26 protein-coding genes and 2 pseudogenes are annotated in these 26,314 nt (G+C 64.3%); 16 read left to right on the plus strand and 12 right to left on the minus strand.

The genetic code is table 11. From position 1 onward, the window contains the following. Nucleotides 1-125: 125 nt before the first annotated feature. Nucleotides 126-557 (minus strand): response regulator, encoded by a 432-nt coding sequence (locus ACYP5B_RS01280; protein WP_459568249.1) that lies wholly within the window; start codon nt 555-557, stop codon nt 126-128. Between the two features lie 262 nt (nt 558-819). Between ACYP5B_RS01280 and ACYP5B_RS01285 the strand changes: the two genes are divergently transcribed. From ACYP5B_RS01285 to ACYP5B_RS01315, 7 genes are all read left to right on the plus strand, one after another. Next, entirely contained in the window at nt 820-2,175 is a 1,356-nt protein-coding gene (locus tag ACYP5B_RS01285) for a PAS domain-containing sensor histidine kinase (protein WP_459568250.1), read from the plus strand. After that, nucleotides 2,172-2,816: a response regulator gene (locus ACYP5B_RS01290; protein ID WP_459568251.1), complete on the plus strand. Its 645-nt coding sequence runs from the start codon at nt 2,172-2,174 to the stop codon at nt 2,814-2,816. Before ACYP5B_RS01285 ends, ACYP5B_RS01290 begins: the two co-directional genes overlap by 4 nt. Nucleotides 2,817-2,953: 137 nt before the next feature. Continuing rightward, a complete protein-coding gene (locus tag ACYP5B_RS01295; protein ID WP_459568252.1) occupies nt 2,954-3,376 on the plus strand; it encodes an Hsp20/alpha crystallin family protein in 423 nt (140 codons plus the stop codon). A 56-nt stretch (nt 3,377-3,432) separates the two neighbouring features. Further along, a complete protein-coding gene (locus tag ACYP5B_RS01300; RefSeq protein ID WP_459568253.1) occupies nt 3,433-4,269 on the plus strand; it encodes a universal stress protein in 837 nt (278 codons plus the stop codon). An 11-nt stretch (nt 4,270-4,280) separates the two neighbouring features. Then, on the plus strand, nt 4,281-5,639 hold the full coding sequence (locus ACYP5B_RS01305) for an MBL fold metallo-hydrolase RNA specificity domain-containing protein (RefSeq protein ID WP_459568254.1): 1,359 nt from the start codon (nt 4,281-4,283) through the stop codon (nt 5,637-5,639). Between the two features lie 19 nt (nt 5,640-5,658). Continuing rightward, nucleotides 5,659-6,114 carry a hypothetical protein gene (locus ACYP5B_RS01310; RefSeq protein WP_459568255.1) on the plus strand — a complete coding sequence of 152 codons (456 nt, stop codon included), beginning with the start codon at nt 5,659-5,661 and terminating at the stop codon, nt 6,112-6,114. A gap of 489 nt (nt 6,115-6,603) precedes the next feature. Further along, a complete protein-coding gene (locus ACYP5B_RS01315) occupies nt 6,604-7,179 on the plus strand; it encodes a hemerythrin domain-containing protein (RefSeq protein ID WP_459568256.1) in 576 nt (191 codons plus the stop codon). 20 nt (nt 7,180-7,199) lie between these two features. On the opposite strand, the pseudogene ACYP5B_RS01320 reads toward ACYP5B_RS01315, so the two are convergent. Beyond that, a pseudogene (locus ACYP5B_RS01320) lies at nt 7,200-7,690 on the minus strand (transposase); the annotation flags it as partial. On the opposite strand from ACYP5B_RS01320, the pseudogene ACYP5B_RS01325 reads away from it, so the two are divergent. Next, nucleotides 7,687-7,767, plus strand: a pseudogene (locus ACYP5B_RS01325) (IS5/IS1182 family transposase); the annotation flags it as partial. The pseudogenes ACYP5B_RS01320 and ACYP5B_RS01325 sit on opposite strands and share 4 nt — an antisense overlap. A 92-nt stretch (nt 7,768-7,859) precedes the next feature. Here ACYP5B_RS01325 and ACYP5B_RS01330 read toward each other — a convergent pair. After that, entirely contained in the window at nt 7,860-8,162 is a 303-nt protein-coding gene (locus tag ACYP5B_RS01330; RefSeq protein WP_459568278.1) for a hypothetical protein, read from the minus strand. 1,148 nt (nt 8,163-9,310) lie between these two features. On the opposite strand from ACYP5B_RS01330, the gene ACYP5B_RS01335 reads away from it, so the two are divergent. Beyond that, the gene (locus ACYP5B_RS01335; RefSeq protein ID WP_459568257.1) at nt 9,311-9,754 is read left to right on the plus strand and encodes a universal stress protein; all 444 of its coding nucleotides are present in this window, start codon (nt 9,311-9,313) and stop codon (nt 9,752-9,754) included. Then, a complete protein-coding gene (locus ACYP5B_RS01340) occupies nt 9,690-9,887 on the plus strand; it encodes a DUF2950 family protein (RefSeq protein ID WP_459568258.1) in 198 nt (65 codons plus the stop codon). The genes ACYP5B_RS01335 and ACYP5B_RS01340 overlap by 65 nt, the downstream gene beginning before the upstream one ends. A 52-nt stretch (nt 9,888-9,939) precedes the next feature. Here ACYP5B_RS01340 and ACYP5B_RS01345 read toward each other — a convergent pair whose 3' ends face one another. The 7 genes from ACYP5B_RS01345 to ACYP5B_RS01375 all read right to left on the minus strand — a co-directional run bounded on the left by ACYP5B_RS01345 (nt 9,940) and on the right by ACYP5B_RS01375 (nt 16,930). Next, nucleotides 9,940-11,727: a PHA/PHB synthase family protein gene (locus tag ACYP5B_RS01345; protein WP_459568259.1), complete on the minus strand. Its 1,788-nt coding sequence runs from the start codon at nt 11,725-11,727 to the stop codon at nt 9,940-9,942. Further along, a complete protein-coding gene (phbB, locus tag ACYP5B_RS01350; RefSeq protein WP_459568260.1) occupies nt 11,724-12,506 on the minus strand; it encodes an acetoacetyl-CoA reductase in 783 nt (260 codons plus the stop codon). The genes ACYP5B_RS01345 and phbB overlap by 4 nt, the downstream gene beginning before the upstream one ends. Continuing rightward, entirely contained in the window at nt 12,496-13,005 is a 510-nt protein-coding gene (locus ACYP5B_RS01355) for a hypothetical protein (protein ID WP_459568261.1), read from the minus strand. The genes phbB and ACYP5B_RS01355 overlap by 11 nt, the downstream gene beginning before the upstream one ends. A 246-nt stretch (nt 13,006-13,251) precedes the next feature. Further along, nucleotides 13,252-13,455 (minus strand): YgaP family membrane protein, encoded by a 204-nt coding sequence (locus ACYP5B_RS01360; protein WP_459568262.1) that lies wholly within the window; start codon nt 13,453-13,455, stop codon nt 13,252-13,254. A 176-nt stretch (nt 13,456-13,631) separates the two neighbouring features. Next, nucleotides 13,632-14,126 carry a hypothetical protein gene (locus ACYP5B_RS01365; RefSeq protein ID WP_459568263.1) on the minus strand — a complete coding sequence of 165 codons (495 nt, stop codon included), beginning with the start codon at nt 14,124-14,126 and terminating at the stop codon, nt 13,632-13,634. Between the two features lie 160 nt (nt 14,127-14,286). Next, a complete protein-coding gene (locus tag ACYP5B_RS01370; RefSeq protein WP_459568264.1) occupies nt 14,287-16,587 on the minus strand; it encodes a heavy metal translocating P-type ATPase in 2,301 nt (766 codons plus the stop codon). A gap of 7 nt (nt 16,588-16,594) precedes the next feature. Further along, nucleotides 16,595-16,930 (minus strand): ElaB/YgaM/YqjD family protein, encoded by a 336-nt coding sequence (locus tag ACYP5B_RS01375; RefSeq protein ID WP_459568265.1) that lies wholly within the window; start codon nt 16,928-16,930, stop codon nt 16,595-16,597. Nucleotides 16,931-17,232: 302 nt separating this feature from the next. Between ACYP5B_RS01375 and ACYP5B_RS01380 the strand changes: the two genes are divergently transcribed. The 4 genes from ACYP5B_RS01380 (at nt 17,233) to ACYP5B_RS01395 (ending at nt 22,259) form a co-directional block, all read left to right on the plus strand. Beyond that, entirely contained in the window at nt 17,233-17,700 is a 468-nt protein-coding gene (locus ACYP5B_RS01380) for a CBS domain-containing protein (protein WP_459568266.1), read from the plus strand. 113 nt (nt 17,701-17,813) lie between these two features. After that, the gene (locus ACYP5B_RS01385) at nt 17,814-18,065 is read left to right on the plus strand and encodes a hypothetical protein (protein ID WP_459568267.1); all 252 of its coding nucleotides are present in this window, start codon (nt 17,814-17,816) and stop codon (nt 18,063-18,065) included. Beyond that, the gene (mgtA, locus tag ACYP5B_RS01390; RefSeq protein ID WP_459568268.1) at nt 18,062-20,776 is read left to right on the plus strand and encodes a magnesium-translocating P-type ATPase; all 2,715 of its coding nucleotides are present in this window, start codon (nt 18,062-18,064) and stop codon (nt 20,774-20,776) included. Before ACYP5B_RS01385 ends, mgtA begins: the two co-directional genes overlap by 4 nt. A gap of 133 nt (nt 20,777-20,909) precedes the next feature. After that, complete coding sequence (locus ACYP5B_RS01395; RefSeq protein ID WP_459568269.1) at nt 20,910-22,259, plus strand: phosphoribosyltransferase family protein; 1,350 nt, start codon at nt 20,910-20,912, stop codon at nt 22,257-22,259. A 212-nt stretch (nt 22,260-22,471) separates the two neighbouring features. Here the strand turns inward: ACYP5B_RS01395 and ACYP5B_RS01400 are convergent, their stop codons facing one another. Beyond that, nucleotides 22,472-22,960, minus strand: coding sequence for a universal stress protein (locus ACYP5B_RS01400; RefSeq protein WP_459568270.1), 489 nt, complete (start codon nt 22,958-22,960; stop codon nt 22,472-22,474). Between the two features lie 436 nt (nt 22,961-23,396). On the opposite strand from ACYP5B_RS01400, the gene ACYP5B_RS01405 reads away from it, so the two are divergent. Continuing rightward, nucleotides 23,397-24,236 carry a universal stress protein gene (locus ACYP5B_RS01405; protein WP_459568271.1) on the plus strand — a complete coding sequence of 280 codons (840 nt, stop codon included), beginning with the start codon at nt 23,397-23,399 and terminating at the stop codon, nt 24,234-24,236. A 228-nt stretch (nt 24,237-24,464) separates the two neighbouring features. Then, entirely contained in the window at nt 24,465-25,109 is a 645-nt protein-coding gene (locus ACYP5B_RS01410) for a BON domain-containing protein (protein ID WP_459568272.1), read from the plus strand. A 358-nt stretch (nt 25,110-25,467) separates the two neighbouring features. On the opposite strand, the gene ACYP5B_RS01415 is transcribed toward ACYP5B_RS01410, so the two are convergent. Continuing rightward, a partial coding sequence (locus ACYP5B_RS01415) for a transposase family protein (protein ID WP_459568273.1) occupies nt 25,468-26,314 on the minus strand: 847 nt, incomplete at its 5' end.

The following is a 26,314-nucleotide window of genomic DNA, read 5'->3' on the forward strand; positions in this document are numbered from 1 at the left end:
TGCCCGCTGCAGATACTCTGACATGGTTGCTTCCTTTGTCTCTTGGGCCCAGCCGGATCGGCTGGCCGCTGTTGTGGTTCGCTCTCGCTGCCGGCACCAAGCGAGGCACAAAGGCCCCGCGCTGGCTATGCTGCTGTGAACTCCTGGACCGTACCCGTCGCCGCGCTCTTGTCCGCAGCCAGGCGGAGCAGGGCGCGGCGCAACGCGTCGAACTCCGTGGTCTTGTCGAAAAAGAGCGACGCACCGGCCTGTAGGTAGGCACTGCGCATCGGCGGCACCGAGCAGTTGCTCAGCACTACCACTGTTGCGTGGCGACGCATTCGCTTCAGGTCCTGCAGCACGTTCAGCCAGGATTTTTCATTCCGGTTCAGGCTGAGAATGACGACATCGGGCAGGAGGATCTGTGCTGCCAGCAGGGCCGCGCGCGGATCCCGGGCCAAGGCGAGCAGTTCCAGCTCTTTGATCGATCTCAGCATCCTGGTCTGCCGCGCCCCGATCAGGGTAGAGTCCTCGAGCAGCAGTACGGTCAGGGGTTCGGGGCGGGCCGGGTGGTTCATGCTTCCGAGTATGGTGAATGGCGGGGCCTCTCGAAAGAAGGGGCGGCTGAGAGTGTCGTCCGGAAAGAGAACCTCCTTGTCAGGAAAGCCTGACAAGGGCCGTCGGCTATCCGACTGATGGCGCCAGCCGTTCCCTCCTCGCCAAATTATGAGCACATCACAATTAGCGTGTGCATTTCGCGCAAATCGGCTACCTTTACAAGGGAGCTTCAACAGTCCTCGCAGGGCTTTTTGAGCATCCGGAAGCGCTTCGTGACCAGCCATGGCGACCAAAGAACCTCCTTCACCGAATTTGCCTTCTGCGCCAAAGACATCGCTTCATGCCACGCTTGGCGAACTGGCGGCGGGTGGCGCCGTGCTCGTGCTGCTGATGCTACTGGCACTGTGGTTCATCAACGCGCTCGCCCCACGGCCTGGCGGCCTGGCCGCGCCGATGTTCGGCGCCTGGGGACTGGCGGTGGCCGTGATGCTGTCCCTGGGGCTGGTGCGCTTGCGGCGGCTGCGGCGTGACGCAGAAGAAAACCTGGCGCGTACCCAGGGCAGCGAAGCCCGGCTGGCAGGGATCATCCGCTCGTCGATGGAAGCGATCATCACGGTGGACGAAGGGCAGCGCATCGTATTGTTCAACCCCACGGCGGAGCATCTTTTTGGCTATGCCGCCGCGGACATGATCGGCCGCCCTCTGGCGGAGCTGATTCCGGCGCGCTTTCGCATGGCCCATGAGGCGCACGTGCGCCGGTTCGGCGTAACGGGGGTCACGGACCGGCAGATGGGCCAGCAGCGTGTACTGCATGCGCTGCGGCAGGACGGCACGGAGTTTCCCATCGAGGCCTCCATTTCCCAGACGCAGGACGGCGGCGGCAAGCTGTTTACCGTTATCCTGCGGGACACGACGGAGCGGGTAAGGGCGGAGGCGGCCTTACGGCAGTCGCGGGAGGAGCTTCAGCAACTGTCCGACCGGGTCCAGGCTTCGCGGGAAGAGGAACGTCGCCGCATCGCCCGCGAATTGCACGACGACCTCGGCCAGCGCCTGAGCGCGTTGAAAATGGACTTGGCTATCCTCGCCAGCGACCTCAAGGACGCTGGAACGGCCCCTGGCTTGCTGGACCAGGCTGCCGCCATGCACCTGGTCATTGACGAAACTGTGGCTTCGGTGCGGCGCATCGCCGCCGACCTACGCCCGGCATTGCTGGACGAACTTGGCCTGATCCCGGCGATCGAATGGCTGGCAAAAGAATTCTCTGCCCGCTACGGCATCAATGTCATCACCCATGCCGCCGAGGAGGAAGACGTCGGCGAGCACGCGGCCACCGCTGTGTTCCGTATCGTGCAGGAGGCGCTCAGCAATGTCGTTCAGCATGCCCAGGCCAACCGTGTCGATATCGAGCTGGTTCGGCAGGACGACCATTACGAGCTGACCGTGCGGGACAACGGCCGGGGCGATCCCCCCACGCAACCTGCCGTTGGCGAGCGGGTATCGCTGGGGCTGGTCGGGATCCGGGAGCGCGCACGGCTGCTTCGCGGCACCGTGGCGACCAGGCACGCGCCTGGCGAAGGCTTCTGCCTGACCGTGTGTTTCCCACTGGCCACGACTGCAAGCGCGGAGGCAAGTCCATGATTCCCGTGATGATCGCCGACGATCATGCCGTGGTGCGCGACGGGCTGCGCCATATCCTGAGCCGCGCAGGCGGCTTCGAGGTGGTGGGCGAGGCGGTGGATGGCTCCGCCGTTCTCCAGATGGCGCGCGAGTGCAAGCCCCGCGTGATCCTGCTCGACCTCTCCATGCCCGGCCGCAGCGGGCTGGAGCTGATCAAGCAGTTGCGCGTGGAGCAGCCCGCGCTGCGCATCCTGGTACTGACCATGCATGCCGAGGAGCAATACGTGGTGCGTGCGTTCCGGGCCGGGGCGGCGGGCTACCTGACCAAGGAGAGCGCGGCCACTGAACTGGTCAGCGCCATCGGCAAGGTCGCCGCGGGCGGCACCTACGTGAGCCCGGCGATGGCCGAGAAGCTGGCCAACAGTCTGCAGGACGAGCACCTCGAGGATCCCCACCTGCGCTTGTCGGACCGAGAGATGGAAGTCTACCGCCGCCTGGTGCTGGGTGAGCCCCTGATCGAGATCGCCGCCGGCCTGTGCGTGAGCGCCAAGACAGTGAGCACCTACAAGATGCGGCTGATGGAAAAGCTGCAGCTACCCAGCGAGGCGGCGCTGGTGCGCTATGCGATCCGCCATCGCCTGTTCGACGAAGGCGATATCTAGGCCAGCCCTGGCTCCGTCGATCTCTCGCGGTCGGGTGACGCCGCGCTTGATCTGGGACAAGGAGCGATAAGCGCGCTGTGCCACCATGAAGTGGAGGTCCGCTCCCCATGCGGGTCCTTCACTCCAAGGAGGCGACAATGAGCAATCTCAGGGTTTACGATCCGCTGTCGATCGAACCGGTCGGCGACATGCTGCAGGGCATGCTGCGCGCGTTTCGCGGCAACTATGAAGGGGGATTCGCATTCAAGGTCGATGTGACCGAGACCGACAAGGCCTACAACCTGGTCGCGGAGATCCCCGGCGCCAGGAAGGAAGATATCGAAGTGTCCGTCGATCGCGGCACGGTGATGATCTCGGCCAAGGTGGAGAAGTCTTCCGAGCAGAAGGAAGGCGAACGTGTGATCCGGCGTGAGCGCTACAGCGGCTCGATGCAACGTGCCTTTACGCTGGACAGTTCCGTGGACGAGAGCAAGGTGGATGCCAGCTACGAGAACGGCGTCCTGCGGGTGGTACTGCCTAAGAAGGAAGCCTCGCCGCAGCAGCGCGTGACGATCCGCTGAGAACGCGCATCCCCGGGCCCGCCCGCGCGCGCGCTCACCAAAATACGGAGCACATCATGGACTACCGAACCGTGCTGGTCGCGCTCGGAGCGGATCCCGATTGCGCATCGCGCGTCAGGATGGCCGCCGACCTGGCGGCCTCTTGTGGCGCGCATATCACCGGCGTCAGCGCTACCGGCCTGCGCATGGACCCGATCCGGGGTGCTGGCGATGACGCTGCGCGGTATATGGCGGCGTCCCGCCGCAGGCTGCTGTCGCAGACAGCACTGCAGGGCGAAATACTGAGCGAGGTCATGGCTGGGCATGCGCCGGGCGTGCCGTTTTCGCACCGCGTGGTGGAAGAGGAGACCGGCTGGGTCCTGGCGCAGGAGGCCCGCGTGGCCGACCTGGTGGTGATGGCGCGGCCTGTGGCAGCGCAGGAAGTGGCTTCCCTGGGTGCCGGGGAGGCCGAGTACGTCCTCCTCAACGCCGGCCGCCCGGTGTTGCTGGTGCCGCCGGAGTATCGGCGGCTGCATGGCGGGCACGTGGCGATCGCATGGGACGGGCAGCGTGAGGCGGCCAGGGCCGTGGCCGATGCCATGCCTTTGCTGCTGCGCGCCAGCCATGTCACCATCGTCGGAGTCTGGGACGATCGCGGCGAACCGCGGGCAGACTCGGAGCCGGTGGCTGGCTTGCGGCATTACCTGCAGCGCCACGGCATCATGGCCGGCGTGCGCAACGAGCAGAAGGCGTGGCCGGTCGGCACCACCCTCCTTGACGCGGTTAGGGCGCTGGGGGCCGACATGTTGGTGGCCGGGGGGTACGGGCACTCGCGCATGCGCGAACTGATCATGGGCGGCACCACGCGCACGCTGATGCACCATGCGCCAGTGCCACTGCTGTTGTCGCACTGACGGAGCGCCCCATGCAGCTCCAATTTCTCGGCGCGACCGATACGGTCACGGGATCCAAGTATGTGCTCGATACCGGCCGCAGCCGTGTGATGGTGGACTGCGGGTTGTTCCAGGGCTACAAGGCGCTGCGCCTGCGCAACTGGGACCGCTTGCCGGTCGATCCGTCCAGGCTGGACGCGGTGGTGCTGACGCACGCGCATATCGACCATAGCGGATACCTGCCGTTGCTGGTGCGCAACGGCTTTCGGGGGCGGGTCTTCTGCACCATGGGCACCGCGCAGTTGTGCCAGATCCTGCTGCCCGACAGCGCGCACCTGGCGGAGGAAGATGCGCATTACGCCAACCGCAAGGGCTTCTCGCGGCATCAGACAGCGTTGCCGCTCTACGACGGCGCGGACGCCGTGCGCGCCTTGCGCCGGCTCGACCCGTTTCATTACGATACGCGGGTGAGGGTGACGCCCGACGTGGAAGCGGAGTTTCATCGCGCCGGACACATCATTGGCTCGGCCATCGTGACGCTGCACGTGGACGGCAAGCGGATCGTTTTCTCCGGCGACCTGGGGCGGCAGCAGGACATCGTGATGCGCGCCCCCGAGATCATCCGCGAAGCGGATCACCTGCTGGTGGAGTCCACCTATGGCGACCGCGCCCATCCCGCGGACGATCCGCTCGACACGCTGGGTGAAATCGTCAGCCGCACCATTGGCCGCGGCGGCAGCGTGGTGATTCCTGCGTTTGCCGTCGGGCGCACCCAGGCGCTGCTGTACTGCCTCTACAAGCTGCGCCAGCAAAACCGTATTCCGCACGTGCCGGTCTACCTCAACAGCCCGATGGCCATCGACGCCACCACGGTCTTTGCCTTGCACCCGGACGAACTTCGGATCGACCGCGCCGCCTGCACGGCAGCGTGCAACTTGGCCATCCTGGTGCAGAGCATGCAGCAGTCCGTCTGGCTGAACCGCGACCGCGCGCCCAAGATCATCCTGGCCGGCAGCGGCATGGCAACCGGCGGCCGGGTGGTGCATCACCTGGAGACATATGGCCAGGATACGCGCAACACGATTTTGCTATCCGGCTTCCAGGCCGCCGGTACGCGCGGCGCGGCGCTCGCCTCGGGCATGCGTGAACTGCGCATCCACGGCACGCAGGTTGCCGTCCAGGCTTCGGTGGAGCAGATCACCTCGCTTTCGGCGCATGCGGACGCCAACGAACTGATGACATGGCTTGGCGGCTTCGTCAGCCCCCCACGGCAGACCTTCGTAGTGCATGGCGAGCCGGCTGCGAGCGACGCCCTGCGGCAGCGGATTGAGCGGAAGCTGCGCTGGCCGGTCACGATGCCGGAGTATCTTCGTTCATATTCGCTGGACTAGCCAGCGGAGGCATGGAACGATGAAAAATGGCTCGCAAGACTGTCTCACGCCACGACACTTGCAATTGTTCGGGGCGATCGTCCAATGGCTCGCGCGCTACGAACTGCTGATGCAGACGCTTATGGCAAAGCTTGCCGGATCGGAGATTGCATCCGCGATGCTGCTGACACGGCGGCTCGATTTCGGCGGGAAGCGGCAGGCCTTGCTGGATCTGCTTCGTCATCGCGCCCATCCACTGGACCAGTATGACAAGATCTGCGCCTATCTTCTGGTCCCGCTGACCTACACGCCGTTGTTGTACGACATAACGCGTTCGGTGTGGCAGCCTGGTGCCCATGCGCACTTGATCCAGTCGGACTGGATTTTCCGGTTCCCGCCGGGCATTACGCCATTGCGTGATGACACTATCCTGTTGGGCGAAGATGGCCTTCTTGCAGCCGGTAGCACCGCTGCTGGCCCCGATGAAATACGCTGACCCGCGCCTCATTCGTACTGCGAGCTCAAGGCTCGTATTACCCCGCAGGCTTAGCAGGTCCCGGTCCTACCTGACTTGTCATCACACTCGATTACCAACGCAACCTTCGACGTTTCACCCTGCAATGACGTTAATCTCCAACGTGGTGCTCACCGTTCAAACCGGCTTCACGCTCACCTAATCCACCCAGGGACCGGAATCCCAGCCCGGCGACCGGGTCATGGCCTTCCGCAGTGGCTTGTTGAGCGCCGTGCGTCGGGATTGGCTGCGCGCCAGTCCAACGATTTCCAGTCCAGCAAAACCGTACGTAGTCTAGCTAATTCCGGTTCCTTACAATTTCAGTAGCATCCCGACATGTTGAGGCCGATAGTTGACCTGGATCTGGTCGTCACTGCCTTTGATGCAGATCATAGGGTTACGTGCCGCGCCCACTATACTAATATTGGATTGCAGGTTGAAGATGCCGCGTCCATAAGTAAGGGGGATGATATGCAAACGCCGGCAGAGAGAAAAGCCATACTGGTCATCCAGAGAGAGCATCAGCAGCTATCGATGGTTGTCACTGGCATGCAACGCCTTGTCAAACTGCTCGGTGCCGGCGTAGATGTGCCTAGGCCAGTGATGTTTCGGTCCATGCTGTTTTACATTAGCGAATATCCGGAGCGGCTACATCATCCCAAGGAAGAGCGTTATCTGTTCGCTCGCTTGCGGCACCGTTCCAACAACCTCGACAAAACCATCGACGAGCTAGAGGAACAGCACGCTCAGGGCAAAGCGCGAATCCGAGACATCGAACATGCGTTCACCCGATACGAGCTGGCTGACGAGTCCGCGCTCCCGGCCTTGCGCGAGTTGGTCGAAGAATACGCTGTGTTCTCCGCAAATCACAGGCGTCTGGAAGAAGAGGTGATTCTGCCTGCCGCGCGTCAATGGCTGACGGAGGAGGACTGGAACGCACTGGATGAGGCGTTTGGTTCAAACCGCGATCCGTTCGGCGGCGTCAAGGTAGAGGCAGATTTCGGCCGCCTCTTTGCAATGATCGTCAGGGCCATAAGGGAACCTTAGAGACCGTTTCAAGAAGACTGCTATGCACGCCTGAAGATATTCCAGCACGAGGGAACAGCCAATCTTCGGGAATGCTTCGTGAATATCAGCCCGACGCTCGAAGCGAATGCGAAGACGACGGAAATTGTGCCGCTACCGTGTTCGGTTCGGCGCTTCGCGATCATCGGCTTGATGCCGCGTTCGCGAAGTCGCTGACGATGCGGTTCGGAATCGTAGCCGCGATCGGGGTAGATGACCTTGGCCTTCTGAAGTGGTCGACCACGCACGCCGCGAATCGGTGGAATCGCGTCAACGAGTGGCAGAAGTTGGGTGACGTCGTTGCGGTTCGCGCCGGTAAGGAGCGCGCAGACGGGGACTCCAGTCGCGTCGACGAGAATGTGATGCTTGGAACCTGGTCGCGAGCGATTCGTGGGGTTCGGCCCCGTTTTTCGCCCGCCCCAACAGCTCGCACCGACGACGAATCGACGGCCGCACGTGAGAAATCGAGTTGGCCGGCCTCGCGCAGCCTGCTGGCGGCGTTTGCGCGACTGGCAGAAGGCGGGCGTATGGGTCCGACTACACGAGTTGCTGCTCGCGAACGTATCCGCTCGCCTGGTTGGCCAGGCATGGCATTCAGGCCCGAGTGCCATGATGCCTTGCCTTCCTTGCGACTGCGGCGTGCCGATTCGGTGGATGGGGTGTCATGCGCTGTCGTGGGCAAGCGCCGCGATGACTGGCTTGCGCCGCCGGAGGGATCGCCTTGGCGGATTCTCGGCTGCCATTCCAGGCGACCATGACGTGCCTGCCGATCTCGCGGAGCCAGCCGGCGCTGGGGATGGCAACACCGGACGGCCAGCTTCCAGGATGATCGTCTCCACGAACTGGCCTGCGACAAACGCCGTCGGCTCGTCGGGATCGTCGTGACCCACGATGAACAGGTCGTCCAGCGGCGCCTCGCGCTGGACGGCTACCAGCGGCGGGCCTTCAGCAACGCGCCACTCCACCGGAACCAGCCGGTCCTCACACCCAGTCCGGATATGTCGGACTGCTGCGGCGCACTAAATCTCTTGTCTGTGAACGTGCATGCCAGGCCAAAAAACTGAACGAATATGGTTTATCCTCGCCCGGCGATCCAATGTCGGCCGAGCCGTCAGTACATCAGTTTGCTTGGCGGCTCTAGAGGGGGCGTCATCCTTGGTGTACGCAAGCGCGAGCCTCCTTATCGCAAGCGGCAGGACCGGAGCTTGGCCGAACGGTAGGCCGAGTTGACCTACCTCAAAAGATCCGCACTCAGGGCCACGCCCTGACACAGCGGCCCCTAAAATTCAGTTGCTGCATGCGACGCGTGGCCCTTCCGGCTCCGTCTTGCAGCGCCCCACTTGTAATCGCCAACCTCTGCCGGAGACAGAGATGCTAAGCCCCCACGAGATCGCAGCACTTATGATTCTCAGTGATTCGGATCAGACCGGCAAATTGGACCCGGCTGATATCAGTGCGCTCGTCGAGCGCCAACTGGCGCGGCTCGAGACCTCGAGGCCTGATCGGTCCCAATTTCGCCTGACCAGAGAGGGCCAACGCATTCTCAATGTGGTCGGTAAGCGGCGTTGAAAGCCTCCCGAAAAGGGGAGACGCCGACGGTGTTTTTTCCTCTCCTGAACGTAGTCGGCTCGTCCACGTCACACCTGGGCGGGGAACCCTGAGTGCATGCTGGGTACTTGGGGCCGGCCTTCAGCCAGATCAAGCTTTCTCCTTGGCAACCCCTGCTGCAGGCGGCGGCACAGCGCTCGCCGTCATGACCACAGCGGCTCAATTTGGGACGCGGCTGCATTCCTTGACGCAGATCACATCGGCGTGTCGATGCGGATCTAACCTTCATTGAGGAAGCGGGTGTTGGCTGTCTCTTTCGCTAGTGTCTGGGCTTGCTCTGTCGCTTCGTGAGGTCACTCGGTGACCCATGGCCTCCCGGACCTCCTGGTGTTCCTCCTCATCGGTGTTGCGCTCCAAGGATTCACGGAGCGACTCCGGTCGCGGGTGGGCCTCGTCACCGCGCTCTCCTTGGGTGGTGTAGTGTTTGGAGCGCTCCTTGTTGCGAGCTTCTACTTCTTGGACTAAGGAACTGAGTCTCCAACCCAATGGGCGATTAGGAGAAGGTATGTACGGCAAGATCATGGTGGCGGTAGACGGCAGCAAGAACGCCGAACTCGCACTAGCCGAAGCGATTCAGTTGGCGAAGGCATGCGGGAGCGAGATAACAGTCGCGCATGTCATTGATAACAGTTATCTGAGATACGACCAAGGCTATATCAATCCTGCGGAAGTCCGCGCGGCGCTGAAAGAGGCTGGCCAGGCGCTGCTTGTAGCCGCATGCGCTCAAGTCCAGGCGCAGCAGATCCCATGCAAGACACGGCTGCTTGATGAGCCGGTTGCCATGGGCGAAATATCAACGGTTGTCGAGCAAGCTGCCCAAGAGGAAGGAGTCGAGTTGCTGGTAATTGGCACGCACGGCCGTCACGGTACGCGTCGATTGCTGCTTGGCAGCGTCGCGGAGGGGCTGGTCCGACATACCAATCTGCCTGTGCTATTGGTCCGCGGTTAGATTCAAGCTGCTTAAGCACCACGGTATCGTATTCGAGAAAAACCTTGGCCCGAAAACGGGTGTCATCGCGCGCCAGATGACAGAGTACAACCCCGACGCCAGCTGGAAGATCGTGCAGCAGTTAATGCGCTGACTTCCGCACGCCGTGGGTGCGGTGCGCGCGGGCTCGCATCGCAACGGTCTCCCTAGCGCTCCAGCACATATCTCCCGGGTGCGTCGGCGAGCGCGCCGGGCGCAGCGTCGCGCGGTGGGACCCGGCTCGTGGAGTGCGACGCCAGCCAGCCCTGCCAGCAGGGCCACCAAGATCCATCATGCCGTTCCGCAGTCGAGAGGTAGCGTTCGGGGCTGCCATAGGTTGCCTGCGCCGCGCGCGTTTCCACCCGGTATCGGCGGCCGGGATGCGAGGGGTCGGCCACGATGCCAGCATTGTGGCCACCGGAGGTTAGCAGGAACGTCAACGGTGCCGACGTCAGCAGATGCAGCTTGTAGACCGAGCGCCAGGGCGAGACATGGTCATGTTCTGTGCCTACTGCGAAGATCGGCATGCCGATGTCTGCCAGGGCGACGGGGCGGCCATCCACGCAATAGCGTCCCTCCGCCAGGTCGTTGTTGAGGAACAACTTGTGCAGGCACTCCGAATGCATGCGGAAGGGCAGGCGGGTGACATCCCGGTTCCATGACACCAAGTCGTTCGGGCGCAGCCGCTTGCCGAGCAGGTACTCGCTCATCATGCGGGACCATACCAGGTCGCGCGAGTGCAGCATCTGGAAGGCTGCGGCCATTTGGCTGCCGTCCAGGTAACCTTGCTGGCCCATCATCGAGTCCAGCGTGGACAAGGCGCTGCTGTCAATGAACAGGCCGAGTTCTCCTGGCTCGCTGAAGTCCGTCTCGCTGGCGAACAAGGTCAGACTTTGCAACGGCAAGCCGCTGTCGTCGCGGCTAAGCGCCGCCGCGCAGATCGACAGCAGCGTACCGCCCAGGCAATAGCCGGCGGCGTGGATGAGTGTATCGGGACAGCGCTCTTGCACTGCGCGCAAGGCGGCCTGCACGCCGAGGCGCAGGTAGTCGTTAAGCCCGAAGTCGCGGGCTTCGGCGCCCGGGTTCTTCCACGAGATCATGAAGACCGTATGGCCCTGTTCGACCAGGTAGCGCACCATCGAGTCACGCGGCTGCAGGTCCAGAATGTAGTACTTCAAGATCCAGGAGGGCACGATCAGCACCGGTTCCCGCCACACCTCGGCGCTGGCAGGCGCGTACTGGATCAGCTCGATCAGCGCATTGCGAAACACCACCTTGCCCGGCGTGATCGCGACGTCCCGTCCGACCTTGAAGGCGGGCGCGCGGCGCAGCTTCGGCGCGCGTGCCAGGTCGGCCACTGCGTTCTGCATGTCGTGCTGCCAGTGCTGGGCGCCATTGAGCAGATTGGCGCCACCGCTGGCTGCGGTGGCCCGCAGCACCACGGGATTGAGCCACCACGCATTGCCGGGGGATAGGGTATCGAGCACCTGTCGCGCGCAGAACGACACCAGCCGCTCATGGTGCGGGGATACGCCGGGCAGGCCGCGCGTGAGCGACTCCCATAGCGCTTCGTGGTTGTGGAACGCATCGCGCCAGCAGCGGTAAGGCCACTGCAGCCAGGCGGGGTCAGCGAAGCGCAGGTCCGATGGCGGCGCCGGCACGCCGGGTGTTGGCTCCGCGGCCGCCGGGCCGGGCCACATCCCGCCGGTCGCGGCTACCGCGCCGCTCACCCACTGGCCCAGGGCGGTGGCCACCTTGCCGGGGGAAACGGCCAGGTGCAATGCCCAGTCCAGCCCCGCCAGCCAGAGCGAGGCGAGCGACATGCCCTGGGTGGCGCCGGCCAACATCGAGCGGAGCTGCTCGTCGAGCTGGTCAGGCTCCGCCGCGACGGGGTCGCAGCCACATTCCGCCTCGGGCGCGGCGGTGAGTTCCTTGCCGGGTGTCGGTGCGTTCATTGCATGTGCTGCCCGCCATTGATGGCAATATTGGCGCCGGTGACAAACGCTGCGTCATCGGAGCACAGGAAGGGAATCAGCGCGGCCACTTCGTCCGGCCGCCCCAGCCTGCCGACCGGGATCTGCGGCAGGATCCTGGTCTGGAGTATGTCGGCGGGGATGTCCGTGACCATGTGCGTAGCAAGGTAGCCGGGCGATACCGGGTTGACTGTCACTCCCTTGCTGGCCACTTCCAGCGCCAGTGCCTTGCTGAACCCGTGCACCCCCGCCTTGGCAGCGGAATAGCTAGTCTGGCCAAAGGCGCCCTTGGAGCCATTCACCGAAGCGATATTGATGATGCGGCCCCATCCGCGGCTGACCATGCCGTCGCACAGGGGCTTGGTCATGTTGAAGATCGAGTCCAGGTCCGTCCTGAGCACGGCGTCCCAATCGGCCTTGGTCATGCGCCGGAAAGTGATGTCGCGGGTAATGCCAGCGTTGTTCACCAGGATATCGACCTGTCCCAGCTCGGCAAGGGCCTGCGCAGCACAGCGCTGGCAGGCGTCGAAATCGGCAACGTCGACGGCGAACGCGCTGAACGCGCGCTCGGCGGCGCGCTGGCGGTCGAGCCAGGTCTGCACGTGGTCATTGCCCGGCGAATGGGTGACTGCCACGCGGTAGCCGGCGTCGTGCAGGCGGATCGCAATGGCTTCACCCAGTCCACCCATGCCGCCGGTCACCAGCGCGATCCGCCTTGAAGAGAGGCTGGCCAGCGCCTCGCCTGCGTGCTCAACTGGCATGGGCGGGCCCCTTTCGCGGACTGGCTGCGGCGCCGCCTCCCGCCTGCGCGCCGGTGCCGTTCAACGCGGGATTCCACGCCGTGGCCTGTCTGAATTTCTCGAATATATCCTGCACCGGCGCCACCGGCGAAGCGGTATTCCCCGCCTGCTGCAAGCTCATCGCCTGGCATCGCTGCCAGGACTCGCCGATTTCGCGCACCTGTTGGACGATGGCGGTCTGGTTTTGGATGGCTAGACTCATCCACGCTTGCATCAGGTGCGCGCAATGCTCGGCTTCGTTGCGCAGGAAGGTGACTGGCAGCGCGGCGAGCGCGGCGAAGTTGCTTGCATTGGCAAGCTGCGCACCCACTTCGTGCGTTGTCTTGATGTCCTTGCGGATGGCTTCGAGCTGGATTTCAAGGAAACGCTGGCGGCTCTCCTGCAACAGGGTCAGCGCACGCAGGCCCGCCTCGCAATTGGCGCTGAAGAAAGCGAGTGGGACGTCAGTCTGGTCTGTCATGGTGTCTCTCCGTGATTGGCGCGCATACCCTGTGCCGCTGCTATGCCATGGGTACTCCCACGCGGGAAGAACCCTGGATTGGCATTGCTGGAAAGGACGAGTGCAGGGCAGGCATGTCGGGCAACTCGTCTGCGAGATGATTCTGAAGCGTGGCGGCCGCGCTCGTTGATCCACATCGAGTGTTGGGCCTCCCATGGCGTGTCGCCGGTGGGAATGGCAGCGGCGTTACCGCGGGCGTCGGCCGGATCAGCCGGGCTTTCCGCCGGAGGCCGGGCAGGTCTTGACGCCGAGCAGGCTGTAGAGGGGACAGATGCGGACGAGCCCTGTCAGGACCGGAACCACGCCGATCCATCCCCACGCGCCGATCGTGCCGGTGACGGCAAGGCCGATTAAGGCCAGGCCGACGACGATCCTGAGAGTGCGGTCAACCGTACCGATATTGGTTTGCACAGCGTCCTCCTTTCGATAGCCCGTCAAATACAGGTGCGGCGTCGCCGGGTTCGTTTCGCAATTCAGCGGCTGCACGAGCCCAATATAGCCTGATGGCTGCCGGTGACTTTGATCTATGGCAACTTTGACGCGTACTAGCGCTGGAGTGCACGCCGCGCCGTTAAACGGCTCCGGTGTCATCGGCCAGGTCGCGGGCACTTCGACTCGCAATAGACCCAGTCATCTTCCATCTCATTGACGCGCAGGCGAAATACGTAGCTGACCGGGGTATGCCCGGCTGTGAATCGGCGCGCGTGGCTGTCATCCTGATATTCGGCACGCAAGGTGTAGGCGCCCGCCGGCAGCTGCATATATAGCAAGGGACCGGACGAGACTACCCGCAGACGCTGCTTGCCGTTGCTATCCACCACCGATACCGTGACGTCGGACAGCGCCTCGCCGCCCTTCGCGTTATAGAAGCCAAGCCGCACATTGAAACGACCCGCCATCGAGCGAATGGCTTTCACCTCGTCGTCGCCGATACCACCGGAAACATAAGTGATCCCGTTCATCTCCTGTACCTGAAGCGGGGTATCAGCATACGGTTGCGCCCCATGGACGGGCAACCCTGGATTGACGAGCCCGATCAACGCCGCTGCCGCGAGACAGGCGACGACACGCTTGCTAGCCATGATGGTTTTGGTCCGTGTCAATCTGCCTGCGCCAACAGGGCGCAGGCTGTTCCAGTATTGTCGGTGGCGCCGCGCGCGGCTTGATCCAGCGCAATGCGGCGCAAGGGGGGGGCCGGGTCGCCGGCCGTTCTTTTGCCCTGCTGTGCGGCCGCGTTGTCAATCAGGCGTCGCCCAGCGCGTGATACAGCTCGTCCTCCTGCGCGAAATGCAGACGCAGAATCGCATTCAGCTCATACAACAGGCGCCGTACCTCCTGCGCGCTTTCCAGGTCGAGGCCGTCCGCTGCCTGATCGGCGGCGATGCGCTCCAGCATGCACACCAGGTGGAATATCTCGCGATGCCCGCCGCTCAGCGCGGCCAGTGGGTCCTTGCCGCCAAGCCGTTGCGCCAGCTCCGGATACAGGTCGGCGTCGTCGTGGAGCTCATGCGCGAGCAATTGCTGGCGCAATGCCTGATTGAGTTGCGCGAGTTCCACGGCGGCGATTCTCCCAGGGAGGTCGGCTACGCGATCCGCCATCGATCTCACTTGGCCGAGCACCTGCCTCAGTTCGTTGTGTTCGGTCTTCAGTTTCGTGGCTTCGGCTGGCGTGATCTGCGCGGGGCGCCAGTCCGGCCCTGGCATGCGTGCCCGCAGCGCATTCAGGATCACCGCGACATCGATCAGTTCCTGCAGCAGCGCACCTGCCAGCGGCGGCAGGTAGCCGAACGCGGCGGCTGTCATCGCCGCCAGGGATAGCGCCATGCCCGCCACGACGCTTTGCACGGCGATGCGGCGCGCGCGGCGGGCGATCTGAATCGCCTCAGCCAGGCGGTCCAGGCGGTCCACCAGCAGTACGACGTCCGCTGCCTGCGCCGACGCAGCCGCGCCTGCCGCGCCCATCGCCACGCCGACATCGGCAGCCGCCAACGCGGGCGCGTCGTTGACGCCATCGCCGACCATGATGACCCTATCGTGGCGCTGCGCCTCGCGGATTGCCGCTAGCTTCTGCGCCGGCGTCTGCTGGGCGTGCACTTCCGTCACGCCAAGCATCGCACTGGTCATCTGCGCCACGTCGTCGCGATCTCCGGTCACCATCACCATACGCCAGATGCCGGCCTGCCTGAGCAACCGCAACGCGCGGGGCGTGTCGAGCCGGATCTGGTCCGCGAGCTGCAGCGCGCCGCCCATGGCGCCATCGACGCCAAGGAAGACGGCGGACGTGCCCTCATGGCTCATCCGCCGCAACAGCGCCGTGCTCCACGGCTTGGGCACGGTTGTCTTAGCCACATGGGCCAAGGAGCCTACGGTGACAACGTGTCCGTCGACGATGCCGCTCAGGCCGGCGCCTGGCTCCTCGCAGACCTGCGCTGGCAACGCCAGCGCCAGGCCGCGCTCTCGTGCCGCGGCCACCAGCGCGCGGGAACTCACATGCACCGATGCCTGTGCCAGCGAGGCCGCCAGGCGCAGCACGTCGTCGGGCGCGTGTCCCGGCGCTGCCTCGATTGCCGAGACGTGGGCGTGGCCGGCAGTCAGCGTGCCCGTCTTGTCGAAGAACAGCACGCGGCTCTGAGCCAGCCTTTCGAGCGCCGCGCCGCTTTTGACCAGGATGCCCCGGCTGGAACTGCGCGACATGCCGCAGACGATGGCCACGGGCACCGCCAGGATCAGTGGGCAGGGCGTCGCTACGACCAGCACTGCAAGCGCCCGCCGCGCATCGCCGGTAATGAACCAGGCCGCACCAGCCACCGCCAAAGCCAGCGGCACCAGCAGCAGGGCGTAGCGGTCGGCCATGCGCATCGACGGGCTGCGGCTTTGCTGCGCTTCCATCACCAGGCGGACAATGCCAGAGTAGGTACTTTGCGCCGCCGTGGCGCCGGCAAGCATCTCGAACGGCGCGCCGGCGTTGACCACGCCGCTGCGCAGCGGCTCGCCCGGCGCGCGGCGCTGCGGAATGGCCTCGCCGGTCAGGGTGGATTCGTCCAGGTCAGCGGCCTCGATCAGCGTCCCGTCGGCTGGTACCACTTCGCCGGCGCGTACGAGCAGCCGGTCGCCCGGATGCACGAGGTCCAGCGGCACCGGCCGCCATTCGCCCTCTTCGTAGCGGCTGGCCTCGCGCGGGGCGTGGCGCAGCAGTGCGCTCATCTCGCTTGAGGCGCGCGCTTCCGCGTAACTCTCCAGTGCGCGTCCGCTCGCCAGCATCAGGGCAATCACGGCCGCGGCGAAGTGCTCGCCAAGCCACCACGCGAAGCCGATGGCCAGCAGCGCAAGGACATCGACCCCAGCTTTGTGGCGCCATGCCGCCAGGACTGTGCTGGCACTCAGGGCGACCAACACCGGCAGGATGCCGATCAGCCATACGGTGCGGGCGAGCGCGGCCGATCCGAACCAATACAGTAGCGATCCCGCGGCTAGCGTGACCGCGGAGGCCGCCAGGAGCCCCATATTGAGCCAGCGGTGGTAGTGAGGCTCCGGGAGCGCCATGTCAAGATCAATCGCGGCGGGTGAGCGCGATGGCGAAAAGCGCCCCGCAGGCAGCGGCAATGGCTGCGGTCGTGCCAAGCGCGCGCCATGGGTGCGCCTGCACATACTCCTCGCCGGAATCCGCCCAATCCCGTACCTGCTCGCGGCCCTGCGCCTGCAACTCGCGCAGCCGCAGTTGCAACGTCTCCAGCCGTGTCTTGAACTGCTCACGGGCTTGACCGGATTGCTCGCCGGTCAAGGCGGCGGCGTCGCGCAGCAATGCCTGCACATCTGACAACAGGACGTTGATATCGTGCTGTAGCATGGCACGGTGCGCGGACAGGGCGGATCTGAGGTCGTTCACGGCGGTCTCCTGGCTGGTTCAATGAAGTGAATGCGGTGGGACGAGGCGTGTCGGATCCGCCATGGGGAATAGCGGAATGGCATCTCCAACTATAGGCAGGGCTTCGGCGCGCCAGTTGATCGGCATCAAGTCTGGGGCGGACGCTCCGCGCCGCAGGCGCGATTGATCTGCATCAATGGCCGCCGAGCACCCGACAGTAGACTGAGTGCACGGCACCGGCGTGCCTTGACGACCCCTGCGCATCGCCGATGCACTCCATGGGCGTCTTAATCGGCCCGTACCCAGGTCAAGCCAGGAGAAGCATGATGAGGATCGAAGAGATTTGCTCGTTGTCCGCCGTTCATATCCCGCATACGTGCACGCTGCGCGACGCCGCGGTGCAGATGCGCGACCGCCACGTTGGTGCGCTGGTGGTGACAGAGCCATTCGGAGGCGGCCAGCGCGCGATGGGCATCGTAACGGATCGCGACATCGTGCTAGAGAGCACCGCCGCAGGCACGGCGCCTGGACAGGCGACGGTGGCGGACGTGATGACCCGCGGCGTGGTGGCGATCGGCAAGGATGCGGGCATCGACGATGCATTGCAGGCGATGCTGGCGCACGGCGTGCGCCGCCTCGCGGTAACGGATGCCGAAGCGGTGGTTGGCGTGCTGTCGCTGGACGATCTCGTTGACGCCCTGGGCTCTCAGTGGAACATGCTCGCCAGCGTGCTACACAACGAGCGGGAGCGTGAACGTTCCGGCAGCGTGCAGACACCGCTGCACGCCTGAATCGCGGGCGGGCGCGGCTTGGCCCGTGCCCGATGTCCGATGTCTCTCCCAGACCCCGCCGGGACCGGACGGCGGTGCAGTCCAGTACAACACACGGATAAGAGAGCAAGACCATGGTGCCCGGGATTCTCAAGCTCGCTTACAAGTTACTGGTGAACGTGCTGCAGGAGTTGCAGGCCAACTTCCAGGCCGGCACCGCCGGCTACCTGCAGGTGCTGGTAGCGGACGCGCAGTACCAGCAGGCCGACATCGGCTACCTGCAGGCCAGGACCCAGCGGCTGCAGAACACCGTGGCCTTGTTCTTGGCGCTGGGCGGGGGCTGGGACGCCAGCGCTGCGCAAGCACAGGGAAGGCCGCTATCATGATTGTTGGCCGGGCGATCCAGTACCTGGGCGAGACGGTGGGCCGGCTACGGCGCCAGCCTCCCGCATCGGCGGAAGGCGCGGCAGGTACTGCGCCGACTGGCAGGCAGAATCCGGCTTCGTCCGGCGGCGTGCCGGACGCGCTGCTGCGGGCTGCCGGCATGCCGCCCGCGACCCTGCTCCAGCAACTGGATACCGGCCCGGAGGGGCTGACAGGCGCCGAGGCCATTGCGCGCCTGCAAAACGTCGGCCCCAACCTGGTGGAACATGAGCGTCCGCGCCCGGCGGTGCTCGACCTGCTGCGCCGTTTGCTCAATCCGCTCAATGTGATGCTGCTGACCCTGGCAGCGGTATCCTCAGCCATCCACGACTACGACGCCGCCGCGGTGATCGCCGTGATGGTGATGCTCAGCGTTGGCCTGGCCACGGTGCAGGAGCGCCGCTCCGGACGTGCTGCTGCGGCGCTGCGCGCCATGGTGCATACCACCGCCGCCACGCAGCGCCGGTCGGAGCCGGGGGCATTGCCCATCACCAGCGAACTGCCGATCGGCGCACTGGTGCCGGGCGACATCGTTCACCTGTCGGCCGGTGACCTCGTTCCCGCCGATGCCCGGCTGCTGGCTTCAAAGGACCTGTTCGTCAACCAATCGGCCCTCACCGGAGAATCGCTGCCCGTGGAAAAGTTCGCGCGGGAGAGCGCCAGCGGCGACGGACCCGGCACGCTGGAGAACATCGTGCTGATGGGCACGGCCGTGGTCAGCGGAAGCGCGACCATCGTGGTGGTGCTGACCGGGCCGCGCGCCGTGTTCGGCAGCATCGCCCGCTCGTTGTCCGAGGAAACGTCCGGCACCGTGTTCGAGCAAGGCCTGCAGCGTTTCGCACGCCTGATGATCGGCCTGATCGTGATCCTTGCGCCGCTGGTGTGCCTGATCAACGGGCTGACGAAGGGCGATTGGCTGGAGGCGTTGCTGTTCGCAGTGGCAGTCGCCGTGGGGCTGACGCCCGAGATGCTGCCGATGCTGGTGACGGTGAACCTGGCAAAAGGCGCGCTTGTCATGTCGCGCCGCAAGGTGATCGTGAAACACCTCAGCGCCATCCAGAACCTGGGCGCCATGGATGTGCTGTGTACCGACAAGACCGGCACCCTGACGCAGGACCGTATCATCCTGAAGAAGCATGTCGACCTGGCGGGGCAGGAGACCGCGCGCGTGCTGGAATTCGCCTACCTGAACAGCTACCACCAGTCCGGCTTGCACAACCTGCTGGACAAGGCGGTGCTCCTGCATGACGAGGTGGGCGAAACGCTGCGGCAGGAGGGCGGCTACCGCAAGATCGACGAAGTGCCGTTCGATTTTGAACGGCGCCGCATGTCGGTTGTGGTGGACGGGCCGCAGGGCAGGCTCCTGGTCTGCAAGGGTGCGGTGGAGGAAGTCTATGCCGCATGTGCCAGCGCCGAACTCGGCGGGCAGGCCATGGCGCTTGACGACTCGCATCGCCACTCGCTGATGACGGTCTGCAATGCACTCAACGAAGATGGCTTCAGGGTGATCGCGATCGCCTACAAGCTTTTGCCGCCGGCGCCGGATACGCAGCCGTACTCGGTGGCAGACGAATCCGCGCTGATCCTGCTTGGCTATATCGCGTTCATCGACCCGCCCAAGGATAGCGCAGCACCGGCGCTGGCGGCGCTGCGCGACAGCGGCATCGAGGTCAAGGTACTGACCGGCGACAGCCCGGTGATCGCGCGCAAGATATGCCGCGAAGTCGGCCTTGACGTGGATCGGGCCGTACTCGGCGCGGAACTCGACGGGCTCTCGCCGCAAGCGCTGGGGGAACTCGCCGAGCGCACGCAGCTCTTCGCCAAGCTGGCACCGGCGCACAAGGCGGCCATCGTCAAGGCCCTGCGGGCGCGCGGACGGGTGGTGGGCGTACTGGGCGATGGCATCAACGACGGGCCCGCGCTAAAGGCGGCTGACGTAGGCATCTCGGTGGACAGCGGCGCCGATATCGCCAAGGAGTCGGCCAGCATCATCCTGCTGGAAAAGAGCCTGCTGGTGCTGCATGACGGCGTGATCGAAGGTCGCAAGGTCTTTGCCAACCTGCTCAAGTACCTGCGCATGGGTGCGAGCTCCAACTTCGGCAATATGTTCAGCGTGCTCGGCGCCAGTGCGTGGCTGCCGTTCCTGCCGATGGCACCGATTCAGGTGCTGACCAACAACCTGCTCTACGATTTTTCGCAGACTGCGCTGCCTACCGACAACGTGGACGACGATGCCGTCAGCCGCCCGCGCCGCTGGGAGATCGGCAAGCTCGGCCGCTATATCCTATGCATCGGCCCGATCAGCTCGCTGTTCGACTACATGACCTTTGCGACGCTCTACTGGGTGCTGGGCGCCAGCACGCCCGCACAGCAGCACCTGTTCCAGACCGGCTGGTTCCTGGAGTCGCTGCTGTCGCAAACCCTGATCGTTCACGTGATTCGCACGCGGAACATTCCCTTTGTGCAAAGCCGTGGCAGCACCACGCTGATTGCCACCACATTGGCGATCTGCCTGATCGGCATCTGGCTGCCGTACTCGCCGCTGGCGGCGCCGCTGGGCCTGCTGTCTCCGCCGGGCACGCTCTGGCTATTCCTGCCACCGATCATCCTAGGCTATTGCTGCCTGACCTATGCGCTGCGAGGATGGATGATCCGGCGGTTTGCGATCGACTGAGGCGCTATCCAGGGATCCGTGGCCCAACCCTTGACATAGCACAAGGACTGGCTTCGCCAACGGCTTATTCTGGGCGCAGGCCGGAACTAGCTCGCAGCGCGCTGCCGCCGCACGAAGGATGGGAGACAAATCGATGAATCCGCCACTTGCCCGCTTTGCGGGGCGGGAGGAGGCCGCGGCGCAGCTAGCCGAGGCACTCTCCGAATATCGGGGCCAGCATCCCTTGATCCTTGCCATTCCAAAGGGCGGCGTACCCGTTGGTCGCGGACTCGCCGACGCGCTGGAGGGGCAACTCGATGTGGCACTGGTCAGCAAGCTGGTGGGCCCGGCCAATGGCATCGCCGCGATCGGCGCCGTGACCGAGAACGGCTGGACCTACCGCGTCGAGGACCCGGTGGGCGGGCAGCCCGATCCCATGCATTTTGCCCAGGAGCGGCTGGCAAAGCTCGATCTGCTGCGGCAGCAATGCGCGATCTACACATCGCATCGCGCACGGCTTGACCCGCATGGCCGCGTCGTGATCCTGGTGGACGACGGACTCTGCACTGGCGCCACCATGATGGCGGCGATCCACGCGGTACGCAGGCAGCAGCCAGCCAGGCTGGTTTGCGCGGTTCCCGTGGGCACCCCCCAAGGGCTGGCGGCGGTCCGCGCCAGCGCCGACGAGGTGGTGTGCCTGCGCACCGCCGGGCCGGATCACGATGTCCGCCATGCCTACCAGTGCTTTCCGGAGGTGGACGACGGAGAAGTTCGCGCACTGCTCTGGCGCGATACCGAACCGCGCAATGCCGAGGTCATCGGAACGAAAAGCCTGGCGGCCGCCGTGCCGGTAAGCATCCCGTGCGACGGCATCAGGCTGCACGGCGTGCTCGACGCTCCCACCAGTCCTGTGGGATTGGTGCTGATGGTACATGCCAACGGTATCGACGACCATGCCGTGCGCAACCAGTATGTGGCGAGGAAACTGCGCGCCAGGGGGCTGGCCACGCTGCTGGTGGACCTGATCGGGCCTAGGGAGGCGATGCGGATGGAGAAGCGCCGGGACATCGCCATGCTGGCCGGCAGGCTGCGGGTGGTGATGCAGGCGGTGCCAGGCTACGTGCACGCGCGGCTGCGTTTGCCGGCGGTCCCGCTCGGCTGCTTTGGCACCGGCACCGCTGCGGCCGCTGCATTGAGCGTGGCGGCGGAGGAGGGGACGGATTTACGCACGTTGGTCCTCGCCGCGGGACGCGTGGACCTGGCCGATACCGACATCTTGGGCAAGGTGACCATACCTACGCTTCTCGTGGTAGGGGCCGGCGATCCAGAGGGCATTCGAATCAATGATCTGGTGTTCGGCAGGCTTCGCTGTCCCCGGCAATTGCGGCTAGTGGCAGGCGAGGGCAGGATATTCGAGGAACCCGCCGCGATTGAAGAACTGGCCGCGCTGACAGGAAGCTGGTTCTCGCTATTGCTTGCCGATGAGCGGATCGCTGTCATGTAGGCATGCCCGGGATGTCGCTACTGCTCGCGCAGCGGGGCTATAGTCCGCGAGTCGCGGTTCCGACAGTGTCTGGCGCTTGATCGATGCGTACACTTCGCTGGCGGTGGTCGAACGAGTGGTGTCGACGCAAGGCGCGGGCTTCGCGCAAGACCGTGCGAGATTCCTTATGTACCGACTCCACTCGTTTCGAGTGCGCTGCAGTGTGGCAACTCTCAGCTGACTCGGCCGGCTGCCTTCACCAGCAACACGGGGCAATGCGCATAGGCGAGAACGCGACCAGCCACCGACCCGATCTCTGCGTCGAGGAACGCGCCTTGGCCATGCGCACCCATCAGGATGGCGTCGGCCTCAAGGGCTATTGCCAACTCCACGATCCGCTCGGGCGCAAAGCCGACAAGGCCATGCAGTTCGAATGGCACGCCTGCCGAGCGCAGAATATCCGCAACGGATTGCATGGCCCGGAAATTTTCCTTGGCGTGCCAGGCTGCAATATTGGCTTTACTAGCGAACCGTTTTTTCTCATCGGTCAGATCGGGTACGCAGTGCACCACATGCACGGTAAAGATATCCTTGAACATCCATTTAGCAGCCACGCATCGCGCAGCCGCATCGCTGCAGATGGAGCCATCCGTTGCCAGGACAGCATTTCGCCTCTCGGTCTCCTGTGGGTGAAAGGCGAGGAGAAGATCTTGCTCGGCCAAGGTCACTGCAATCGATCTGGGTGCAAGCGGCCAGAGAGGTGCTATTGCGCCTCACTCTTCTGAAGGGCATGACGTTTGCATTGAGATATCCAGCGTGGCAGATGACCTCACTATCGTCGAGGACGTAGAGGGCGGCGCGCGCTTCACCATCATCCAGCTTTGCCAGCGTCAACGAAGGCGTCGGCGCCTGCTCGGAAGAGGAGCGTACAGGTGACCGTTCTGTTTCACAGTGCTTCTGTCCAATCCTAGTAGGAGGCATTTAGCGTGGTCTGATGCAAATCAAGACCTTGCTCGCTTTGCGCAAACGCTTTGCGAAGCGTCCGGCGATTCTTGACCTGGCTCAAGGAGTGGACAAGCCGCGCTTGTGCTGCGCGCGGGAAGATCTACAGTGCCTTATGAATCGATCAAGAGCGCACCAACCGGCGGGAGTATTCTTATGTCCTTCGCTACCATTCTGGTCATACTCGATGCCAGCCGGCGGTCCTACCACCGCCTCGATATCGCCGCGCGACTTGCGGTCGAGCACAATGCCAAGCTGGTTGGTATGTTTGCCTGTCGTCGCCCGGAGCCGGCCTGGGTATACCGCCTCCCCGACGGCGCGCGCTATTCTGAGGCCCTCCAAGCCCAGTACGAGCAGGATCGCGAGGTCATGCGACATGGTTTCGAAGGTGCGACAGAGGAATTGCCGATCACGGCCGAATGGCACGCCTTCGACGATCTTCCGCTGGTCATCGGGCAGCGGGAGGCGCGGCTGGCAGACCTCCTGGTGGTCGGACAAGACGACCCGGCGGATCCGGCCGCCTTCGTGGCCGAGAATTTCGTCGAATCCATCGTGCTTGCCAGCGGCCGGCCAGTCCTAACGATTCCGCGTGTAGGCTGGTTTCAGACGGTTGGCAGCCGCGTCCTGGTCGCCTGGGACGGCGGGCGGGAGGCAGCGCGAGCCATTCGAGATGCGCTGCCGTTATTGCGCAAAGCCAAAGCAGTGACAATCGCCACATGCACTCTGGCTGGCAAAGTTGGCGACCAATGGAGCGCGCCTTCCCAGTATGCGGTGACCTGGTTGGCGGCGCATGGCGTGACGGCTGCGTTGCGCAACCTCCCTGTGGCGGCATCCGGTGATGCCGGCGAGCGCCTGCTGTCGGAAGCGGCGGATCTGGAAGCCAATCTCGTTGTAGCCGGCGCCTACGGACACAACAGGCTTCGTGAGGTGGTTTTGGGTGGGACGACTCGAACGTTGCTGGAAGCCATGACTGTTCCCGTGCTTTTTTCCCACTGAATATTGTCGCAATCGCGGACTGATATTAGGCGGCGCGACGCGCAGCCTCATGCGCTGGGCCGCCGTCCCGTTGATCCTTGCGCTTTGAGCAAGAGGATCGAGCGCTTAACTGACGGTTATACGGCGCCAGTCGTTGACATATGTCAATGGGTGTACGTACGTGACAACTAATCTGGAATACCGAACGCGCCAGGTATGCCTGGCACCGGCATCGGGAGGAGTGGTCAGATGAAGACCGATTTGCAGATCAAGCAGGACGTGAATGACGAGCTTGCGTGGGATCCCGCAGTTGACGGGGCTTCGGTTGGCGTAGAAGTCAGCCGTGGCGTCGTGACGTTGAACGGCCACCTCAAGACCTATATTGAAAAGCTGGCGGCCGAACGTGCCGCCGAGCGGGTCGAAGGGGTCAAGGCAGTGGTGGTGAATCTCGATGTACGCGTCCCTGGTGAACACGATGACGAAGCCACGGCAGAGGCCGCCCGAGCAACGCTGCAATGGCATGCGAGCCTGCCCTCCGCGAGTATCAAGGTGCGCGTTGAGAAGGGTTGGGTCACTCTCGCCGGCGAAGTGGAATGGGCTTATCAGCGCGAACTGGCCGAGCGTTCCGTAGGACATCTGCGTGGCGTGGCCGGCGTAATCAATCTGCTAGCGATCAAGCCGTGCGTTGGGCCGCCGGACGTTGCCAAGCGCATCGACGCAGCCTTGCGGCGTCATGCCGAGCGGGAAGCGGCTCATATTAAGGTCGAGGTGCAGGGCAGCGTTGTAACCCTAAATGGCCGGGTCGATTCTCCACAGGAGCGGCAGGCGGCAGTGGGCGCGGCATGGTCAGCACCGGGTGTGACCAGCGTGGTCGATCAGCTCACCCTCTCCTGAAGCGCGGCAGAAGAGGGCGCGAGCTCGTGCGTGTCATGGCAACGGACGCCTTCACCGGCATCGCTGACCATGGATTTCGCAATGCAATCCAAAGCTTCGCCCCCGCGCCATCCCGTGCCACGTGATGGCGCTGGGCATTATGCTTGAGCACACAGCAGCCCTCGGTTCCTGAGGGCTCTCGTGATGCACATGATGCGCTTCTGCAACTGGGCAAAGTTGATACAGGTCAACTTAGCGTATGCGTGGCCCCTAAGCAAGACGTGGCGCAGCCGACGCTGACTGCGACATTACCGCTTAGCCGCTACATGTCCATGTCCAGGCTGTTTTTAGTTGTCGGTGGGCTGGCTAATTAGAAATGTCAGTGCGGTCGTGCTTTTTGTGGTTTCCCCGTAACGCGGTCAAGCTGGCCGGAAGGGGAGAAGCCAGCACAGGGTGGGGCGGTGGTGCCGGCGATGGCGCGCTCCAGATCCAGCCGATTAATCAGCCGCTGGCGCTTGGTGTTCAGCGCAGGCTGGTGTGGCCGCGGGGGATCGCCCGAGAGCGTGCGCGACGGGCCTGCGGTTTGCCGGCTATCGCGCAACGCCTGGACCTTTGCCGCGATGGCCAGCACGTGCCCCAGCCGCTTGTGCTCCACGATCGCGCCCTGATCGATCTCGGCCAGCCGGTCATAGGTGGTGTAGGGCAGGGTAGCGCCATCGGCCCAGAGCTCGATCCTGCCGTCCGGATACTCCGCGACCTCGATATAGCGATGAATCAGGCGGCGATGCTCGGGCCGGTCTGCCAGTAAGTACAACCGCTTGTCATACTGCAGCGTCAGGCTCTGCGACACCTTACGCCATTCGCGCCAGGTAAAGATTCGTGCCAGATCCTCGTCAACGCGCAGCGGCCGGTGGGCATCGAAGTCGCTGCGCGGCGGCTTGGCGAAGCGGGCATTGAAGTCGGCCATGAAGGCTGGCGCAAAGGCATTGGCGATTTGCATGGTGCTGAGGCCGCGCAGCCGCAGTTCCTTGACCAGCCGGTCCTGCAGGGTGCCATTCATCCGCTCCACGCGGCCCTTGGCCGGGCTGGAATTGGCGCACAGGATGTCGATGTTCAGCTCGAACAGGGCCCGCCCAAACTGCGTGTAGCCGTCACCCCCGGTGGCATTCGGCTGATTGACCCGGAAGATGCCCGCCTTGTCGCTGTAGAACGCGACCGGCTTGCCG

Source organism: Cupriavidus sp. 8B (genome assembly GCF_054589115.1).